Origin of the sequence: Flavobacterium procerum (assembly GCF_042431625.1) — a bacterium.
GTDB classification, from domain to species: domain Bacteria; phylum Bacteroidota; class Bacteroidia; order Flavobacteriales; family Flavobacteriaceae; genus Flavobacterium; species Flavobacterium procerum.
This window is the reverse complement of sequence record NZ_JBHLYW010000001.1, coordinates 151,318-169,922: the sequence shown is the minus strand read 5'-3', so window position 1 is coordinate 169,922 and position 18,605 is coordinate 151,318. Positions and strand designations below refer to the sequence as shown.

Genomic DNA, 18,605 nt, shown 5'->3' with positions numbered 1-18,605 from the left:
AGAACTAAACGATTTGCTATTCAACCTAAAATTTTACATCAGAATGGATATTTTTTTAGCGTATGAATCTAAAGGGTTAACTAAATAACCCAAACACATCACAAAAGGACCGAAACAGAGAAGCTTATACGTATTAAGAAAAAAGAACTCTTGAAAGTACCATCAGAGTTTCTTTTTAAGATTGTTTTTATAGAACTAGATCTTCTTTTGTTTTAGCTGAATTAGTTCGCAGAAAAAACTGCGACAGCTGTTTTCTCTTACTTTAAAACCCGCACTTTGCAAAAAAAGCTACAAACTCGAAGTTTTGTAGCTTTTTTTCCTCCTGACTTATCACTGTAGGAACGTATTACAAATCCGTGCTATTTGGTTTGTTAAATTATTCCATCATATTGTGATCATTTCTATAAAATCTAAAATCTTTTTTACTTTACAGCAATGGCGTATATATAATTTTCTCCATTATTTGCTATTGAACCTATTTCTGTTCCTCCAAAAGCACCGACAGATCCCATATTCCACAAATACAATCTCAGTACCCCTCCACTGGTGTTCCTAACCCTAAAACTACCTGCTGCAAACATTACATATGAAGGTGTTGCTGAACCTGTACTTATTGTATTTAATGATGCATTACTTCCTATATAAGTAAATCCTGTAGTCACTATATCCGTATTACTGCTAGAAAAAGTTAACCTTGCTGCATAATTAGAATTTATTACCGGTTTAGATACACCTGTTTTAGGGTTAATTAAAAAACCAGTATTTATAAGCCAATCCCCTACAGGCAAATCGATAGAACCGCTAAGAAGATTATTACCACTAGAAGCAAAATCAATTCTTCCTATGGGTCTAACTCCATCAACAATAGCAACTCTACTTGTCTGCCACGTAGATAATCCGTTTGCATCACTAGTCAATACTTTTCCATCTCCTTGTGTACCATCTTTAATTTGTAATGCACCAGCAGTTGTACCATTATTAATCTGCACTTTGGCAGTTGCTCCTCCTGCCAGTGGAGCAGTTGTGTTAACAAGTAATTGTCCATCAGAAGTAACACGTATTCTTTCTGCTCCATTAGTTTCAATAGGCAAATCAAAATTATCATTAGTCCCTACAGATTTTAAAGCTCCATTAGTATTCCCATCTAATAGCCAGCCGTTTGACAGATCATTTTTTTTGATTAATTTTAGAATACCATCTGCATCTGTTACCAAAATATTGTCTGTAGACAAACCTGTCTGCAATCCTTTTATAGCAAGTGTATAATCTGAGGTGGTTGTTAAAGTTGAGGGCTTTGTCAAGGCACCTCCCAATTGAATAAAGCCATCAGTAGCCGTTAATCCGTCATTTGCATTAGGATGTATAGTTACTCGTTCGCCATATTGGGTTACGACTGTTTTGGTTTGTGCCATCATAATTCCACTTTGAATTACTACTAGCATGATTATATATTTTTTCATTTAGAAGATTTTAAAAACTATTAATTATATTATCGATTGTTAATTGTTCCAGATTTTAATTATTGAAAGCAAATCGTAATTACTTTTGGCTTCATCATTTAGCATATTACATTCTATTTTAATTGTAATTAGAAATATCATATAAATAATCCCAAAGAATTGATTTACTTATACAGCCAAAAAAAATCAACACTCATTTTGCATCGTCTTTAATACAATCTGATTGCTATTTTCCTTGCTCTTCATTTTTCAGGCAAAAGTAAACTTGTCTAATTAGTCTCTTAGTCTCAAGAAGTTTTGTTTGTAATAAAATAGGCTATAATACACTGCAAAGACCACAGGACATAAAAATAATTTTCTAATTACTTCATTGACTAATTTTCTAATTAAAAAATCAATCTTTTTTATCCTGTTGTTCTGTTTGCACAAAACTTCCATTAACTGAACGATCTTCGGCATTCATTCCGTTTGCCATTCCGAGCATAAAGGCTGTTATTATAATTACAATTTTTCTTTTTATTATATGAAGAAGTGGTCGCTTGGATGGCTCCAAACGAGAATTTTTATTTTGTTTATACATTTTGAAAATGATAAATGATTAGACATTATTGTATCATCTGTGCTTAGAAATAAATTTTCTTAAGCGTTGTATAAACTTTTACCGAAGTGTTGTGAAGTGATTATTTCATTTATAAAAACAGATTGATTTATAAATGACGTTAGTTTTTGATGAAGCAGATTTTGCAGTTTCAGCAGTTTTTTAATTTGAAAAGTAAAAACCTTTTCGGTTTTAAGAAAATTCAAAACAATTGAAAATCCTGTTTTACCAAAAGAAGAAATTTGTCCAAATTTGTATAAACGAGAACTTTTAAAATTTAATTCTCTTTTTGAAACTACAAACGAACACTGATAATATTCCGCCGATTTAGATTGAGAATACAACGTACCATCGCCCGCAATCACGACAAAAGTCAGAAAGAGTGTAATTAGGTATTTTATATGTTTTTTCAATCTTTACGTTTTGGATTATGGAGCGAAAATACAACTTTTATTCTTCTCATGTTTTCTTTGCTTCTTTTTACAGGGCCAGTAAATCTTCTTTGTAGTTCTTAGAAACCGGAAGTTCGATTTGAGTCAGAATAATGGTATTTGGATTTCTCCACGATTTAAAATGCAACGGATTGATTAAATGTGAACGATGAATCTGTACCAAAAATTCAAAATCATCCTGAACTTTTTTAAGCGTAGAACGAATTAGTTTTGAGCGTAATTTTTCGTTTTCGAGATAAAAAATCTCAACATAATTCTGGGCATTCGAAATACAAACCAAATCGGCTTTATTGATTTTTAGAATATCTAATTTGTTTTCTCCTTTAAACAGTAAATTATCGTCTTTTATTGGAATCAATTTTATGAGATAAGTTCTGGCAAGAATAATTAAGGGAGTTAAAATCAACGCAACTTTGACAAATATTATGGAGAAAAATTCTGAAAAACTATAACCGCCGTTTAAGATTGGACTTTTATAAAAGGCAAAAACACCAATTAAATACAATAAATAAAAAAGAAAAAAACTTGCTATTTCTAAGGCCAGGTTCCATTTTCCTTTTCTTTTGTAAAAGCTTTTTTGGACGATTGCCAAAAGACTATAACACAAAAACGCCATCAAACTAAATCCAAAACTGATAAAAAACCAGTCTCTGAAATTTATAGTTCCGTCGTCAAAAGGTTTTATGATAAAAGCAAAAACAAAAAGCCATAAGCCGATGAGAACAGCTATAATTACATGATGTTTTATTGATGTATTTAGTTTCCACATTTCAATTGTTTTTCTGCCCATAAAACGCAAAATTCTGAAGTTTTTTCAACTGCAAAATATAGAATTTCAAAAGATTTTATGTTACAATTTAAAATACATTGCCATGTAGATTTATTTTTTCTCAGACGACATGAATTTTCGTCCCATTTGTTCTGCTGTTTTTTTAAGATCTTCTTCAGCAGCATTATTAGATTCGTCCATTAAATGGAGTATTTCGTTTCTATAGTTTAAATCATCTAATAATTTTATGACCTTTAGTTTTGTTTCTTTTGAAGTCACAAAATCATTAGACAAAATGTATTCTAATAGTTTTATGGTACGAGAATTAACATCTTCTTTTTTACTAATAGTCTGTTTACTTTTATAATCTGACTTAATAGTTCCGAGTACAAAAAGATCCGTAAAAACTGTTGCTAAAACAGCAGATACTTCTTTTACATCTTTAAAATTTGATTTCTCTTTATATTCTTTTACTAAATCCATATCAAACTTCTTCTAGCGTTATTCTTATTTTTCCCGCTTCATCTTCAATTTCCAGCACCTTAAATTTTGAACCGGACATGAAAAGGACTTCTTTTTCATTTTTGAGCCCCAACTCTTCCAAATTTACTAATTTTTTCTACGTCTTTGCCTCTTTTAGATATTATTATGAAAAGCGGACTCGCGCTAAACGTCAACGCTATCAGCTTGGACTTACTGCAGGGCCAAAAACTTTTTTCAACAATAACTGAATCATCTGCAAATGCATCATAATATTTTCGCAAATCTAATCTGTTGCATATTATCGCTCTGTAACAAAGAAGTTTATAACTTGGTAATTTATTAAGAGAATAGTTTAAATATCTTCCAAATTCTGGCATTTTATAGCCATTAATTAATTTTTCATTTAAGGAATCATTACCATAATCGGTATAATGATAGATGATTGTTTTTTCAAATTCATTTAACTGGGTAATAGGATGATGATGATTTGAGTTGATTATTTTATGCAACTCGACGGTCAATTTTTCCTCAACATACTTTTGCAATTTATCATCCATAGATTTATACATACAAATTATTGTTTGTCTCTAAAAATAAATTAAGATGGATGCATTTTATGCTAACTAACATCCGTCAGCTTAATAATCTTACCACCTGAAAACTCAAAAACCGATTTTCCTTTTAAGTTCAATTCCTGCCCAGCTTTTAATCCGTTTGGGAAATCTATTGCTAGAATTGCCAGATAATCAATTTCGATTGTTGTTGTAGTCGCATCGTGACTGAATCCTGTAATAGTTTGTTTTCTTGCCGAAAAATATTCTTTGGCTTTTTCGGCTTGAGAAACAAACTCTTTTATTCCGTTTAAAGTCATGTTGATTTCTCCATTTTGAACATTTTCAAAAATAATTGCTTCATCAAAATCAGCAATCATTTTATCAATATCAAATTGATTATACCCTTCAACATAATTTCCAATTATTTTTTCTCTTTTTGTCATAACAATTATTTATAAATTACCATAAACCACAATACAATCAGCGTAAGCCAACTTATCATTGAGCCAGTTTTTTACTTCTTCTAGAAAAGTTTTCACATTTTCATCATCCGTTTTTATCAGATTTATCTTTTTCACAATTTCCTCGCAGATTTTATTGTCAAAAAAGTTATGTCCAATTTTGTCAAATTTATCTTCAATGTTATTATTAAAAGGATTTTTTATTGGAAAAACCGATTCGAAAGCTTTTAAAACAAGCTCAAAATCTTCTGTCGAAATAAAAACATCGTTTCTTTTTTCTGTTTTATAAAATTCTCCTTTTGTATTTTCTGGCCATAAAATAAAACCGATTTTCGAAACAGGATTATTTCCTGTTGCTATAACAACTGGCTTTTGATTGATTCTTTCAATCGCTTTTGTCACATCGTAATTGCAAATTTGGTACTCTTTTTTTGCAGTTTCTTTATCGCATTCTGTTTTTTCAGCAATCTCACAAATGTTTTCATTATGAAAATCTTGCTCCGAAAGTAAAACATCACCATTATTTTTCTTTAAAAGACGAATTGCTTCGCTTAAAGGAAGTGAGATTTTGCTTCTTAGTATTTGAATACTTTCCTTCATTCTTCGTTAACAATATTCATTCAAACCAAAACGCTCAAATTTCAGTTTGTATTTTTGAGCCCCGCTAGCGCGAGCGTCCCGCTCGTGCACGTATAGTTGTGTTCACGAGCGGGACGCTCGCGCTAGCGAGGTGAATACTTTCCTTCATTCTTCGTTAACAATATTCATTCAAACCAAAACGCTCAAATTTCAGTTTGTATTTTTGAACATATTGATTCCATTCTTTTTGATTTTTTGAACATCAAGATTACACAATTCTAAACTCAAAACCAATGGAACAGTGAGAAAAATTGTATTTTAATTATAAAAAACCGAAGCTTTTGAAATTTCAAAAGCTTCGGTTTTTTTATATGTTTTTTTATACTTTATTTAAAAATGTATCGATACGCTTTTTCGTCATGTGCTCTCGACCAGAAATCTTCTCCCAAGACTTCTCCGATCATATTCCAGATTACTTCAGAGGTATCGTCTTCGTTTTCTTCGGCTTTGAGTGGTTCGCCGTCATCGGTCACTCTATCGTCTTCTACTTCCATAATTTCACGTTTTTCTTCTCCGTTTTCGCTGTAGCCAAGATAAAAAGCCATCGAAGTTTCTGAAAGCGCAAAAGTAAAAACAGCCGCGTCTTCTAGATAATGGAGATTTGTACAGCGATCCATGCTTACAAAAAGCAAAGTAGCATTTTCATCAAAACTAACATCACAGATTCCTTCGTCTTTCCAATTTGCAGATGCGGTTTCAAAATCAATTTCTTCTGTCTTTTCTAAAGTCCATCCCAGTTTTTCCTGAAGTTCTTCGAAGTTATCCTTGTAATTTTTATTAATTGCAATTCCTGAAAAATTAAATCCCATTTGGTTGTTATTTATTTGGTGAGGTTTTAAAGATAGGAAAATTGTTACTGAAATGAATTGAAAATTTACGCTATTAAGTGTATTGAACAAAATAACAAGCGACCTTAGATATTGGTTCAAAAAAAACATAAAGATCTGCTCCACAAAAATTTAATTCATCAAAATAATTTTTATTCCAATCGCCTTCAGGAACTATATTAGAACTTTTCATTTTTGGGCCATTGTGCAATTGACATAAAAATTTCATTTTTCTTCCAGATTTTGGACATGTAGGAATATATTGTCCCTGCATCCAATTTGGCATCCCTGAATCTATAATACCTGAATACTCAACACTTTTTTTGAAATCAAATCTTTGCTCTTCAAAAATTATCACAGAATCTTTTTTAACTTCATTGAAAGATGTGTCACAAATTTCAACATCTTCTAAATTTAAAATAACCGGAGATGAATCATCTGAATAATCAAGAAAAATTTGTTCAAAATTCAAATAAATAGGACAGGTTAAATGCAATTTAAACGGTAACCATTTAAAATTTTCATCTTCATTATTAATAAAACCTAAATATTGAAAAGGGACACAACAATTATTAATTGGAACCTTGAATTCATTCGAAAAATTACCTCCTAGTTGATGAAATCCATTTGGGTTTTCCTCAAATTTCAAAATATAATTAATCTTAAAAGCTGGTAATTTATATTGTTTTTCATCAGGTTGTAACTCTCGTTCTTTAATTCGCGAATAAACAGTCAATCTTTGCATTTCTTCATAATATTGATACGCTTTTAAGGGTTTTCCGTTTTCGAAAACCAATTCAACTCCTCTACCTAATCCTATTAACGTTTCCTTGTTAGTAATTTGTGTCTCAATTATATCTTCATAATATTTCTCTCCATTAAAACGAATTTGTGTTTCTGCAATGTAAATTGACTTTTGTTTATTTAGAACTCTATTTATTATTTTTTGAATCATTAATGTAAGTTTTACTAGTTTTTCTCAAAACAACAACATACAAATTAATACAATTTAAAACTCATTTCCTAAACGAAACTTCTTATGAAACCGAGTTTGCGTGAGGGATAAAGGCGGTATCCTTTTGTGAAGCGGAGCGGAATAAAAGATATAGCCGAAAGCCCGACCCGGAGGGACACGCCATTATTTTAAAAATTTTAAGTTGCTAAGTTTTTTCTCAATCTTTGTCGAGTCACTTGTGGAGATTTCTCCTTCGTCGAAATGACAATATTGGGTAAAAACACTTTGGGCTTTAGCGACTTTACAAGATTATTCCATTATGATTTAAAGAAAAAACGTAGTGCCTTAGCGCCTTCGTGGCAAAACAAAAAAACAAATAAGAAAACTTTAATAAATCAATTTCATGCTGTTTCCGTAAAAAACGTAATTTTGAAATTCAAAGTTCAAAAACGAAACAATTATGAAATATCATCAAATAAACAGCGCTCTTTTTATAAAAAACCGCAAAAAATTCATGGCAGAAATGAAACCTAATTCGGTTGCCGTGTTCAATTCCAATGACATTTACCCAATTAGTGCCGACAGTACTTTGCCGTTTGCACAACACAGAGATATTTTTTATCTAAGCGGTGTCGATCAGGAAGAAAGCGTTTTGCTTTTGTTCCCAGATGCGCCTTATGAAAGCCAAAGAGAAATTCTTTTTTTAAGAGAAACCAACGACCATATTGCAGTTTGGGAAGGCGAAAAACTGACTAAAGAACGTGCTTTTCAGGTTTCGGGAATTAGAACCGTTTATTGGTTGCAGGATTTTCATAAAGTTTTGAACGAAATGATGACGTACGCCGATACGATGTACATCAACACCAACGAACATTATCGTGCAACTGTTGAAACAGAAACCCGTGAAGCTCGTTTTGTAAAATGGTGGAAAGAGCGTTATCCAGCGCACAATGTTGCAAAAAGCAACCCAATTTTACAAAGACTTCGTTCTGTAAAAGAAAGCGAAGAAATCGATTTGATTCAGCATGCTTGCGATATTACAGAAAAAGGTTTCCGCAGATTATTAGGATTCGTAAAACCAAATGTTACCGAATATGAAGTTGAAGCTGAATTAGCGCACGAATTTATTCGTAACCGTTCTAAAGGTTTTGCTTATACACCAATTATCGCTTCTGGAAACAATGCAAATGTTTTGCATTACATCGAAAACAATCAGCAATGTAAAGACGGGGATTTATTGTTGTTAGACGTTGCTGCCGAATATGCCAACTATTCAAGCGACATGACCAGAACAATTCCGGTTTCAGGACGTTTTACAGAGCGTCAGAAGGCGGTTTACAATGCGGTTTTAAAAGTTAAAAACGAAGCTACAAAAATGCTTACTCCAGGAACACTTTGGAAACAATATCATATTGAAGTGGGTAAAATCATGACTTCTGAATTGCTAGGTTTAGGTTTATTAGACAAAGCTGATGTTCAGAACGAAAATCCAGAATGGCCGGCTTACAAGAAATATTTCATGCACGGAACGTCTCACCACATGGGACTAGACACGCACGATTACGGACTGCTTCACGAACCAATGAAAGCGAATATGGTTTTTACAGTTGAGCCAGGAATTTATATTCCAGCAGAAAAATTCGGAATCCGTTTAGAAGATAACGTTGTGGTTCAGGAAAAAGGAGAACCTTTCAATTTGATGAGAAACATTCCTGTTGAAGCTGACGAGATTGAAAGCTTGATGAATGAGTAAATAAACCAAAGGCTGTCCAAAATTAGTGGACAGCCTTTTTTTATATTGATATTTCTTGAAAATCCGCCTAATCAGACGCAGATTGTACGGATTCGCTAACGCGAAGACGCGGATTAAAACGGATTATCTATATAGATTTTTAGTTAGATTATTAAAAAATCCGTTTTAATCCGCGTTTTTACGACGCAAATCTGCTTTATCCGCATTACCAATCGACTTATTGCATTATCCTATTAAGAATATAAAAAACTACATGTCGCTGCTCCGGAGCTTTTATCGTTTATAATAAATAAATTTCTATAAATATCTGGCTTCTCCGAAGCCTAACCTGATTAAAAACTGATGAATGAATAGACATAAAAAAAGCCCTTAATAAAAATATTAAGGGCTTTTTTAATTTTATAAATCGGTTATTATCCGATTTTTGAGATTTGTACGTCCAATTGGAATTTACCAGCAGCTTCATTTTCATCGATTAAATCAAAAAGTTCTAAAGCTCTTCTTGCATTTTTCTCTTCTTCTCTCTGCTCAGCAACATACCACATCATAAAATCTTCTGTAGCATAATCGTTTTCAGCTCTACATTTTGCGATTACTTTATTCACAGCCTGTGTAACTGCGATTTCGTTTTGTAAAGCAATTTCGAATACTTCTCTCAAAGAAGCAAATTCCTGCTGCACTTCTGGAATAGATGGCGTAACGGCAATCCCTCCCATGTCTGTAATATATTTGAAAACTTTTAGAAAGTGCTCTCTTTCTTCTTCGGCTTGCTTGTACAAATAAGATGCTGTATTCGCATAACCATTTCTATCCAACCATGCAGCCATAGCTAAATATTTGTTAGAAGCGTCGCTTTCTAATTTTGCCTGTAAGTTCAATATATTTTCTACACCTTCAACTAATGAAGTACGTGTTCTTAGTAAATCTTTCATAATCTTTAATTTTTAGATGTGTAAAATTACACAAATTAAAGAAGACCACCCTAAATGCCTGAAAATTTGGATTTAATCTAAGTAAGAATCTAAATAAGCTCGACGTTTGCAATACTGCAAAGCATAGAATGTAAGTTGAGTGTAAATTTTGTTCCGTTTAACAAATCTCTCAATTGCACTATTTCGCAAATGGTAAGATTTCTGGAAAAATTTCTCTTGGTAGTTTCAATCAATTGTGCATCTGACTGATCAGACAAGTCATATAACATGTTAAGAATGTCAACGCTATTGACCTTTCTTTGAAAAATCAAAAAATCATGAATCTTGTAACTTGACATTGTATCAACAAAATTGATAACTATACTATTGGTCAAATCACATTGATAACTGTATCCTTTTTCGGTTTCAAATAATACTTTGGTGGTCAAATCACTAACTAATGCCATTCTGATAAAATATATAACGGTGCAAAAATATAGAATTTAAAACAATTAAACACATAATTAAGACTAATTTAAAATAACAAAATGATTTTGCTTTTTATAGGACTGATAAAATAGCGTATTTTTGCTATAAAATCTCCATTTTGAATCAGACTCTTTACAAAAACACAAAAATATCCTATTCCGATACCGGAAATGGAAAAGCAATAGTTTTACTTCACGGTTTTCTTGAAAACAAAAAAATGTGGACAGAATATGTCAATCTGTTTTCAGAAAAATATCGAGTTGTAACAATCGATTTATTAGGTCATGGCGAATCTGAATGTTTGGGATATGTTCATGAAATGGAAGACAATGCCAATGCCGTAAATCAAGTCCTAGAACATCTAAAAATCGAGAAAGCAACTATTCTTGGGCATTCTATGGGCGGTTACGTTGGTTTGGCCTTTGCCGAATTGTATCCGGAAAAAATTCAAAAATTAGTTTTATTAAATTCAACTGCTAAAGAAGACAGCGAAGAGAAAAAACTGAACCGCACCAGAGCGATAAAAACAGTAAAACAGAATTATACCGGTTTTGTAAGTCTCGCTGTAGCGAATCTATTCAGCGAAAAAAACAGGGCACGTTTGGCGACAGAAATCGAAAAAGCAAAATCAGAAGCTCTTAAAACCCCGCTCCAAGGAATTATTGCCTCATTGGAAGGAATGAAAATAAGAAAAGACAGAGAAGAACTGGTTCGCAAAAACTTGTTTCCAATTCTGCTGATTTTAGGAAAAAAAGACCCCGTCTTAAACTATGAAGAAAGCATTGAACAGATTGAAGACACCACTGCCGAATTGGCTTCTTTTGACGACGGTCATATGAGTCATATCGAAAATAAAGAAGAGCTCAAATCAGTCTTATCAAAGTTCTTTGAATAAATGAAAATATCAAAATCGAAAAAGGCCATTTCAAATAATCTTGAAACAGCCTTTTTCTCATTCTTGGGGGCAAATATCTTTATAACTTCGAAGTAATATCTTTTTTGTATTTAGACAAAATAGCTCTTGTCAATCCTAAATTTGCTTTTGTAGCATCTACAGCTAAGTAGATAAAATATCTTCCATCCTCAGACACATCAATAATGTGCAACTGATCGCTTAATGAAATTAAAATATCATTGATTTTTTGATCCAATCCTAAAGCTTTAATAGCATTCATTTTAGCTTTTACAACTTCTAAATTGTAAGCAGATGCTAATTCCGGGTCAAAATCCGGATTAACAGTCAAAGAGCAATAAGCCATACCTGTTTCAACTTCTGTTACCGAAACAGCAATAAATCCTTTAATATTTTCTTTTAGATCGTTTTGAAAGTTTTGTAAAAAATCTGACATGTAAAAATTTGGTTTAAATTAATTATTGAAAACAGTATCCATTTTGCGAAGCAAAAGACCCATTTTACTAATATCTTTAGAAAGTAGTGCAATACAGTTATCCTCATTGTCTTTATTTGCCACTACAATTCCGTCATTATTTTTAATCATAACTTGTCTAAGATCTCCGTTGTTTACATCTTCAGACATTTCAAGACACATCTTTAAAATCATCCCAATCATAGCCGCCACATTTCCGTCGTACTCCAAATTGACAGAATCAAGTAAAATTCCATCAATATTAAAACTTAATCCAGATTCAGCACCCGTCTCCTCTACCAGCGTATTTAAATCAATCATAACGTTCATTAACATTTTTAAGTTGGGTCAAAGTTATTTTAATAAAAACAATTGTCCGATAAACACTTGTTAAAAAAAAGACACAATGCAATCACTTGACATACTTTTGTTTAGAGCACAAATAAAGTTGTTCTTTAAAATAAAATATGCAAAAAAAATTAACAGAAAAAACAAATATTATCAAAATCATAACAAATTGCTTCATAAAATTCAATTTTTAAATTAACATTTAAAGTTGGTTTCATTTCACGAAAGTTTTTCTTTAATTTTGCAAAAAAATTTCCAAATGAAAACAGTAGATGAATTGCGCTTTGACTTAAATGTCAAGCTGATGAAGTTTAGAAGATTTAGAATCGAGAACGGAATTATAAATAATTCTAATTCTGAAGAAGCTCCGAAAAAGGGTTTTTTCAAAAAAATATTCAGCTAAAGCGAAGCATAAAAAAAGCCGATATCCACAAAAGAATATCGGCTTTTTTATTGATTATCAACACCTTAAAACAAACCTCCCAAAACTAGATTACCTAAAATTTTACTAAAAGACTCAACATCCGAATACTGCGGTCAGTTTAAAAGTATTTTCTTTTTTTGTTTAACTTATTTTAGATTGTTGCTCTGTTCTTTTTCGGTTAGAATAATTTCAGTTTTTGATCATCGATTTGCCAAATGAATTTTCTTTTATCAAAACATCAGATAATTCTTAAAATGAAAAATTACCCACTCAATTTTGACATATTTTCAATAAAACGACTTTTGTAAATAAAATCTGCATTTTGTTTATCGAGCGTTTTAAAAAACGTCTTGAAATTGAAAAACGGAACGAAATTGATTGATTCTTAAACAAATACACTTTCAATCCCAACAAACAATGTGTTATTTCTACATAAAAAACCGCTTAACTAAATATTTGGTTTTGTTTAAATTTTTTCCTCGAAAGGAATAGCGATGTCGAAAATTTCACTTAACAGATTCGCAATTTCCTCTAAATAAAAATCCAGCATTTCTGAAGTCACAACCATATTCAGCTCTTTTTCAGGTTTAAAACCAAAAGGAAGAAAACCTGACTTCAGATTCTTAAAAGATATAATTCCGACCTCGATCGGCAAACTTCCAGCTTCTTTTTCATACATAAAAGCATAAGCCAAAACCTGTATTATTTTATCATTTTTAAGCTCTTGAGTCAATCCGCTCCACGATTTCAGCACAACGTTTGCTTTCTCAACTTTTCCCGTCTTATAATCGATAATCCTAATTTTTCCGTTACGTTCTTCAATACGATCGACATTTCCTTTAATCAAAACGGGAAAAGGCAATTTTGGATGATTAAACCAACGTTCAAAAGTTTGTTCTAGTGCAATGATTTTTATTGCTTCATCATTTTTCAAAGACTCCATTTCCATTTTGAGAAAATTAGAAACGTTTCTTTTTGCAACTTCAAAAGCCAAAAGATTTCGCCCTTTTTTGATTTCACCTTCCTTATAAACAAGTTTGAATTGCTTTAAAACTTCATTGTCCAAAAGTTTAAAACAATTCGCGAGATCTTCTTCCGAAATAAACTTTCCAATGAAAGGCGTGTAAAGCTCTTTTAATGTTTCATGAATTATAGTCCCTAAAGTGTTTAACGCTATGTTTTCTTCCACTTCTTCCACTTCACGAATCCGCAATATTTTCTGAAAATAAAACTCAATCGGGTTGCGAATATAACTTGTCAAAGCAGATGGAGAAAATCCAACAGTGGCAATTTCTTTCAAGCGCTCAATAACCAAATCAGACTTCGGAACAACCATCGGAAGATAGGCATCTGCAGGCACCACAGGATTATAAATATCAAAAGTAAGATTGTGTTTCCGCTGTTTTTCAACTTCAAGCTGCGTAATAAAACGACTGCGTTCACCGGCATCCAATCCTTCATTTTCAGTATTATAAATCAAATAAACATTCTTTGCGCGTTGCAGCAGATGATAAAAATGATAAGTGTAAATAGCGTCTTTTTCTTTATAAGTCGGCAATTCAAGTTCTTTTTTAACATCATAAGGAATAAAAGAATTCTGCGATTTTCCGGCAGGAAACTTTCCTTCGTTAACAGAAGTCACAATTACCGTTTCAAAATCCAACACACGGCTTTCTAAAACCCCCATAATCTGAAGTCCTCGCAACGGCTCTCCTTCAAAAGAAACTTCTGCTAAATCGATTATCTGCTTGTAAACCGCATGAAGCGTACTGATGTTGTCTATATGATGATGTTTCGAATAATAGTTTATAAGTTTATTTACGACTTTATAAACACCGTAAACAAACGTTTTTGCGATTTTCTCTTCTTCATTATCATTGCTGAAATTCTCTTTGATTTTGATCAGAAGTGCCGAAATTCCTTCCAAAACAGTAATTGCCCCGCTATCCCACTTTTTAAATAACAAATTAAATAAAACAGAATGATTGTGGTTCAATTCCAAAACTTTATTATGAGTAATAAAAGTGTAATTATTCTCTTTAATAATGCGTACCAAGCCCGCTGTTCCGCAATAAGGCTCAACAAGAGGATGTGTCAATACATCTAAAATATCTTTATAATAAAAAACATAACTATCGCCTTTTCTCGAAAGCGCATTGGTATGCATTTTAAAAAGCTTTGCAACAAGAATCTGAGACGGATTGTTTTTTCCGGAATAACCCATAGTAATATTGAGTGGCCCGACCGAAGCAGGAAGCGAATACAAAATGGGAACCAACAAGTTTTCTTCCCCTAAAACAATGGCGACTTTATCAAGTGACGCATTCGGATTTTCCTTAATGATCTCTTCGATTATGCTGCCGGCGATTTTAGCCTGACCAATTGTTTTTGGCGTCCCGATGACATTGATGTTTTTTTCCTGCGAAAAGTCATCAACAATCCACTCAAAAGGATTTGCCTTATAATGTTTCCAAGATGCCTTAAAACGTCTTAAGAAAAGACCCGCATCATGATACGGATCATTTAAAAATGTTTGGTCTGAATCCCAATAAATTTTAGCTTGATCAATTGAAATCAAATGCTGCACAATTTTTTCCTCAGCAGCGTTTAAGGCATTAAACCCTGCAAAAACAAAATGCCGATTAGTGATTGCATTCGAAAAATGATTCAAATTATTGACTGCCTCACGATAAATTAGTCCTTGATATCCAATGGATTTATGCAATAAATGATTGTAAAGAGAATCATAGTACAACGGAACTATTTTCCAAAAATCAATATAATTATCTACAAGTTTGGTTTTCTCTTCTGGTTCAAGATTCCACCTCTTGAGCACTTCGATGGCATCAAGATAGGAGAACACATGTGTAGAATCTAAAAGATAACGATCAATTTCATTAAAATCCTGCAATAGAGTTTTGGCCCAATTAGCAAACAGCTCAAAAGATTGCTGCTGTTGTTTATCTGTAACCGACAAATAAACTTCGTAAAATTCAAATAAAAGTTCGATAGGATCGATAGCACGTATTCCAGCCACATCTTGCACAAAGTCTTCGATGCTGATAATTTCGGGAGAAAGAATTGTTTTATCGGTTTCATTTTTCAAAGCTTCAATCAAAAAAACCTTAGCTCTTTTGTTGGGCAGAATTATAGTCGTTTCAGTTAATTTATCTGCATAATCCTGAATTACAACAGCTGCAATTTTTTCTATGAAAGAAGTATTTACCATAGGATAAAAATAAAAAAAGCCATTCAATTAAGAATGGCTTTTAGTATTTATTTAGAAAGTAAATTAGATTTTACCTTGGTATTTAGAACCAATGTGTCTAATTTCTGTTCTTCTGTTTTGTGCTTTACCTGCAGCAGTTTTGTTGCTAGCAACTGGTTGAGAAGATCCAAATCCTTTAGACTCTAAGTTTTCTGGATTAACACCTCTTTCAATTAAAGCGTTCATTACAGCAGCAGCTCTATCTTCAGAAAGTTTTTGGTTTACTTTAGCAGAACCAGTACTATCTGTGTGTCCTTCGATAGAGAATTTCGCGTTTGGATAGTTTTTAAGGATTTCTTTAATAGCATCTAATCTAGCTGGAGTTTCTTTGTCACCAGTTTTGAAAGTAGCTTTTCCTGAGTTAAAGTAAACCGCTCTAGCTTGAACTTTAAGATCTTCTAATGCTTCAGCAGTTACTTCAGGACAACCTCTGTTGCTTGCAGGACCATAAACTGTAGGACAGTCATCATCTTTATCAGCAACACCATCTTTATCAGCGTCTAATACTGGACATCCACCATTTTCTTTAGGACCAGCAACTGTAGGACATTTGTCATCTTTGTCAGCGATTCCGTCACCGTCAGTATCAGGACAACCTTTTAAAGCAGCTAAACCAGCAACATCTGGACAAGCATCATCTTTATCAGCAATTCCGTCTCCGTCAGTATCAGGACATCCGTTTAATGCAGCTAAACCAAATACATCTGGACAAGCGTCAGAAGAATCAACGATTCCGTCACCGTCAGTATCAGGACATCCGTTGAATTGTTTCAAACCAGCAACATCTGGACAAGCATCATCTTTGTCATAGATTCCGTCTCCGTCAGTATCTTTACCTCCGAATTTGAAAACTAAACCTGCAGTGTGTTGGAAAACTGATCTGTCAAGAGGTTTATCCTCATTAGCAGCTACAGCCCATTTGTATTTTGTAGCTAACTCAAAACCGATAGCATCTGTAAACCAGAAAGTGATACCAGCACCTGGGTTAACAGTTCCAAAACTGTTATCTCCGAAGAAAGTGTAACCACCACCAACAGATAACGAAGGATCAATCACTTTAGATTTGATTAATTCTTGGAAGCTGTATTTGATAGTAGCATCAATTCCGTAGTACATTAAGTCACCAGGATTAGTAACAACGTTACCTCTTGAATCGTGACCTGCAGCAGTTGGAGCAAAAGTAACCAATTTATCTATTTTGTTCACAGATCCTTGTAAACCAACAGAGAAACCGCTACCAACATATTTAGACACTCCAATGTAAGATAAAGAAGGAAGAATATTCCAGTTGTCTTTCACAGAGAATGGCTGAGAAAAATGTTGATCAAAGAATCCGCTTCCTGAACCAGAACTGGTTCTAGTATCCACGGCATTAACTCCAAAAGAGATAGCCCATGGATTGTTACTGTCTTGCGCGTGAGAGCTTAAACCCATCGCCATCATTACAGCAACTAAAAGTTTGTTAAGATGTTTCATACTTAATTTTTTTAATTACAATTTAGTTAATTACAAGCAAAAGTAACACCAAATTTTTTAAATACAAAATGAAATGTTAAAAAAAACCTACAAAAATTTGACCAAAGTGGTAATTATATAACTTTTAACATTTTACCGACAACTGTAAAAGCATCTATTGCCTTGTCCAGCTGTTCTTTGGTATGAGCGGCAGACAACTGCACTCTTATACGTGCTTTTTCCTTCGGCACAACTGGAAAGAAGAATCCGATTACATAAATCCCTTTTTTCAAAAGCTCATCTGCCATAACCTGTGATAGCTTGGCATCATACAGCATAACTGGCACTATTGCGGAGTCTCCGTCAATGATATCAAATCCTGCTTTTTTCATACCTTGCTTAAAATAGTTTGTATTCCATTCTAATGTATCACGCAGCGAAGTATCTTTTTCCAGCAATTCAAAAACTTTAATTGAAGCCCCAACGATTGCTGGCGCTAATGAGTTCGAAAACAAATAAGGTCGTGAACGCTGGCGCAAAATCTCTATGATTTCTTTTTTTGCAGTAGTGTAACCTCCCATTGCACCGCCCAAAGCTTTACCAAGGGTTCCAGTAATAATATCAACACGCCCCATAACATTCTTCGCCTCCAAAGTTCCTTTGCCTGCTGCTCCAATAAAACCAGCCGCATGACATTCGTCAACCATAACCATGGCATCGTATTTATCTGCAAGATCACAAATTTTATCAAGAGGAGCTACAAGTCCGTCCATCGAGAAAACGCCATCGGTTACGATTAACTTAAAGCGAGTTCCGGCTTCGTTTGCTTTTATAAGTTGCTGCTCCAAGTCTTCCATATTGCTATTTTCATAACGATAACGAGCCGCTTTACACAAACGAACTCCGTCGATAATTGAAGCATGGTTTAAGCTGTCTGAAATTATTGCATCATTCTCACCAAGCAATGGTTCAAAAACACCACCATTAGCATCAAAAGCTGCTGCGTACAAAATAGTATCTTCTGTACCATAAAAATCGGCAATCTTTTTTTCTAATGTTTTGTGGATATCCTGTGTTCCGCAGATAAAACGAACAGACGACATTCCGAAACCGTGAGAATCCAAAGCGTCTTTTGCTGCCTGAATCACTTCAGGATGTGAAGACAGTCCTAAATAATTATTAGCACAAAAATTCAATACCGTTTCACCAGTTGAAATTGTTATTTCTGCACCTTGTGGCGAAGTAATAATTCGTTCTTTTTTAAAAATTCCATTTTCTTCTATAGCCTGCAGCTCGCTTTGCAGATGCTCTTTAATTTTTCCGTACATTTTTATCCATTTAAAACGTTAAATATTAACAACTTAATCATAAAAAAGCTTCGTTATTCCTTTA

The 18,605-nt window shown here is 33.2% G+C and carries 20 protein-coding genes; 3 read left to right on the top strand and 17 right to left on the bottom strand.

The window, feature by feature from the left end; genetic code table 11:
• Positions 1-422: 422 nt before the first annotated feature.
• The 10 genes from ACFFLS_RS00705 to ACFFLS_RS00660 all read right to left on the bottom strand — a co-directional run bounded on the left by ACFFLS_RS00705 (position 423) and on the right by ACFFLS_RS00660 (position 7,198).
• Positions 423-1,442: a hypothetical protein gene (locus ACFFLS_RS00705; protein WP_379683791.1), complete on the bottom strand. Its 1,020-nt coding sequence runs from the start codon at positions 1,440-1,442 to the stop codon at positions 423-425.
• A 412-nt stretch (positions 1,443-1,854) separates the two neighbouring features.
• Positions 1,855-2,040, bottom strand: a complete 186-nt coding sequence (locus ACFFLS_RS00700) for a hypothetical protein (RefSeq protein ID WP_379683792.1) — start codon at positions 2,038-2,040, stop codon at positions 1,855-1,857.
• Positions 2,041-2,099: 59 nt separating this feature from the next.
• Entirely contained in the window at positions 2,100-2,471 is a 372-nt protein-coding gene (locus ACFFLS_RS00695; protein ID WP_379683794.1) for a hypothetical protein, read from the bottom strand.
• Between the two features lie 67 nt (positions 2,472-2,538).
• Positions 2,539-3,300, bottom strand: a complete 762-nt coding sequence (locus tag ACFFLS_RS00690; RefSeq protein WP_379683795.1) for a LytTR family transcriptional regulator DNA-binding domain-containing protein — start codon at positions 3,298-3,300, stop codon at positions 2,539-2,541.
• A gap of 90 nt (positions 3,301-3,390) precedes the next feature.
• Positions 3,391-3,762 carry a hypothetical protein gene (locus ACFFLS_RS00685; protein WP_379683796.1) on the bottom strand — a complete coding sequence of 124 codons (372 nt, stop codon included), beginning with the start codon at positions 3,760-3,762 and terminating at the stop codon, positions 3,391-3,393.
• 95 nt (positions 3,763-3,857) lie between these two features.
• Complete coding sequence (locus tag ACFFLS_RS00680; RefSeq protein WP_379683797.1) at positions 3,858-4,331, bottom strand: hypothetical protein; 474 nt, start codon at positions 4,329-4,331, stop codon at positions 3,858-3,860.
• 50 nt (positions 4,332-4,381) lie between these two features.
• Complete coding sequence (locus tag ACFFLS_RS00675; protein WP_379683798.1) at positions 4,382-4,759, bottom strand: nuclear transport factor 2 family protein; 378 nt, start codon at positions 4,757-4,759, stop codon at positions 4,382-4,384.
• Between the two features lie 9 nt (positions 4,760-4,768).
• Positions 4,769-5,377 carry a hypothetical protein gene (locus ACFFLS_RS00670; RefSeq protein WP_379683799.1) on the bottom strand — a complete coding sequence of 203 codons (609 nt, stop codon included), beginning with the start codon at positions 5,375-5,377 and terminating at the stop codon, positions 4,769-4,771.
• Between the two features lie 365 nt (positions 5,378-5,742).
• Positions 5,743-6,225, bottom strand: a complete 483-nt coding sequence (locus ACFFLS_RS00665; protein WP_379683800.1) for a hypothetical protein — start codon at positions 6,223-6,225, stop codon at positions 5,743-5,745.
• Positions 6,226-6,298: 73 nt separating this feature from the next.
• Positions 6,299-7,198, bottom strand: coding sequence for a hypothetical protein (locus ACFFLS_RS00660; protein WP_379683801.1), 900 nt, complete (start codon positions 7,196-7,198; stop codon positions 6,299-6,301).
• Between the two features lie 460 nt (positions 7,199-7,658).
• Here ACFFLS_RS00660 and ACFFLS_RS00655 point away from each other — a divergent pair, with 460 nt between their 5' ends.
• Entirely contained in the window at positions 7,659-8,951 is a 1,293-nt protein-coding gene (locus ACFFLS_RS00655) for an aminopeptidase P family protein (protein WP_379683802.1), read from the top strand.
• Positions 8,952-9,364: 413 nt separating this feature from the next.
• Here ACFFLS_RS00655 and ACFFLS_RS00650 read toward each other — a convergent pair whose 3' ends face one another.
• Together ACFFLS_RS00650 and ACFFLS_RS00645 are read right to left on the bottom strand one after the other, a co-directional pair.
• Positions 9,365-9,883 carry a ferritin gene (locus ACFFLS_RS00650; RefSeq protein WP_184159361.1) on the bottom strand — a complete coding sequence of 173 codons (519 nt, stop codon included), beginning with the start codon at positions 9,881-9,883 and terminating at the stop codon, positions 9,365-9,367.
• An 89-nt stretch (positions 9,884-9,972) separates the two neighbouring features.
• Positions 9,973-10,329: a hypothetical protein gene (locus ACFFLS_RS00645; RefSeq protein ID WP_379683803.1), complete on the bottom strand. Its 357-nt coding sequence runs from the start codon at positions 10,327-10,329 to the stop codon at positions 9,973-9,975.
• A 140-nt stretch (positions 10,330-10,469) separates the two neighbouring features.
• Here ACFFLS_RS00645 and ACFFLS_RS00640 point away from each other — a divergent pair, with 140 nt between their 5' ends.
• Complete coding sequence (locus tag ACFFLS_RS00640) at positions 10,470-11,246, top strand: alpha/beta fold hydrolase (protein ID WP_379683804.1); 777 nt, start codon at positions 10,470-10,472, stop codon at positions 11,244-11,246.
• Between the two features lie 79 nt (positions 11,247-11,325).
• On the opposite strand, the gene ACFFLS_RS00635 is transcribed toward ACFFLS_RS00640, so the two are convergent.
• Together ACFFLS_RS00635 and ACFFLS_RS00630 are read right to left on the bottom strand one after the other, a co-directional pair.
• Positions 11,326-11,700, bottom strand: coding sequence for a hypothetical protein (locus ACFFLS_RS00635; protein ID WP_379683805.1), 375 nt, complete (start codon positions 11,698-11,700; stop codon positions 11,326-11,328).
• An 18-nt stretch (positions 11,701-11,718) separates the two neighbouring features.
• A complete protein-coding gene (locus ACFFLS_RS00630) occupies positions 11,719-12,048 on the bottom strand; it encodes a roadblock/LC7 domain-containing protein (RefSeq protein WP_379689075.1) in 330 nt (109 codons plus the stop codon).
• A 277-nt stretch (positions 12,049-12,325) separates the two neighbouring features.
• Between ACFFLS_RS00630 and ACFFLS_RS00625 the strand changes: the two genes are divergently transcribed.
• Positions 12,326-12,469 (top strand): hypothetical protein, encoded by a 144-nt coding sequence (locus ACFFLS_RS00625; protein ID WP_379683807.1) that lies wholly within the window; start codon positions 12,326-12,328, stop codon positions 12,467-12,469.
• A gap of 487 nt (positions 12,470-12,956) precedes the next feature.
• Here ACFFLS_RS00625 and ACFFLS_RS00620 read toward each other — a convergent pair whose 3' ends face one another.
• The 3 genes from ACFFLS_RS00620 to kbl all read right to left on the bottom strand — a co-directional run bounded on the left by ACFFLS_RS00620 (position 12,957) and on the right by kbl (position 18,541).
• Positions 12,957-15,719, bottom strand: coding sequence for a PD-(D/E)XK nuclease family protein (locus ACFFLS_RS00620; RefSeq protein WP_379683808.1), 2,763 nt, complete (start codon positions 15,717-15,719; stop codon positions 12,957-12,959).
• A 63-nt stretch (positions 15,720-15,782) separates the two neighbouring features.
• Positions 15,783-17,234 (bottom strand): OmpA family protein, encoded by a 1,452-nt coding sequence (locus ACFFLS_RS00615; protein ID WP_379683809.1) that lies wholly within the window; start codon positions 17,232-17,234, stop codon positions 15,783-15,785.
• A 113-nt stretch (positions 17,235-17,347) separates the two neighbouring features.
• Positions 17,348-18,541 (bottom strand): glycine C-acetyltransferase, encoded by a 1,194-nt coding sequence (gene kbl / locus ACFFLS_RS00610; protein WP_379683810.1) that lies wholly within the window; start codon positions 18,539-18,541, stop codon positions 17,348-17,350.
• Between the last annotated feature and the right edge of the window lie 64 nt (positions 18,542-18,605).